Raw genomic sequence first — 969 nt, 5'->3', positions numbered from 1 at the left:
AGGTCAGCCACCACGTCATCTCCGTTCATCTTGGGAAGCTTCGGCAAGATCTTTTAGGAACGGACGGCCCTACCGACATGCCGACGTCCGTTGCGAAGCAGGTAGCCGCATATGAGGTGACGAACCTGAATGAGCTGTCTATGCGGCGAGAAGAATACGGCGCTCGATGGGTTCAGATGTGGAGGTGGATGCGGGATGGGGGGTGTGTCGGGCGTTGGCGATGGTGGTGTGTTCGAGGGGGTGGCCGTGGCCGTCGTGGAGGGTGCGGCGGATGTGGAGAGTGGGTGATCCGGGAACGGTACGGCGATGTGGCCTCGTTCCTCCTCGCACACGGCTACACCCCCACCGGTGGGGCTGCGAGGTGACCGGGCGGCAGGCGATGCACCCGGCGCGGACGACGATCCGGGTGGTGGTCTACGTCCGGGTGTCCTCCGGGGACCTGATCCGCGAACGCACCGCGTCGGGGAAACACGCCCGGATCACCCAAGGCGGCTGGGGCGGCGGGGACGCACCGTACGGCTACCGGCTCGACCGCACCAGCGCTCACCCCCGGAGTATCTGGCCTCGGTCGCCGGGGACCACGCCGGACTGATCGCCACCCACGGCGGTGGGGATTCCGACGCGATCGCCAAGGCCGACGGTGAGATCAACCGGTTGCACCAGGCGCTCCCGACCACGATCGTGAACCTGTCCGCCGGCGGGTTCGCTGCCTCGAGCCCACCGTGGCGGCGGCGTCCCGCGATCTGCAAACCAAACTGAGTACCGCCAAGGCACGTCGCCAGACCCTCGCGGATCGCCACGCACAGGCGGCGTCGCACGCGCAACAGGTCCAAGCGGTCCGGGACCTGGCGGCTGTCGCGTCTACCCGGCTCGCGACCGCGACCCCGGAGGAACGTCGGGACCTCTACGCCCTCCTCAACATCCAAATAAAGATCGTGGACAACCGGCGGGGCGAACCCCTACGGCTCG

The 969-nt window shown here is 67.7% G+C and carries 1 protein-coding gene and 1 pseudogene; both read left to right on the top strand.

All coding sequences use genetic code 11. The features are described from left to right. The first annotated feature begins 361 nt into the window (after window positions 1–361). The gene (locus U9980_RS20190) at window positions 362–592 is read left to right on the top strand and encodes a hypothetical protein (protein WP_322769348.1); all 231 of its coding nucleotides are present in this window, start codon (window positions 362–364) and stop codon (window positions 590–592) included. 130 nt (window positions 593–722) lie between these two features. Further along, window positions 723–969: pseudogene (locus U9980_RS20185) on the top strand (hypothetical protein); the annotation flags it as partial.

Origin of the sequence: Protofrankia sp. Cr1 (assembly GCF_963555865.1) — a bacterium.
Classification (GTDB): Bacteria; Actinomycetota; Actinomycetes; order Frankiales; family Frankiaceae; genus Protofrankia.
The sequence above is the reverse complement of the archived record's forward strand: the minus strand, read 5'-3'. Positions and strand labels throughout refer to the sequence as shown.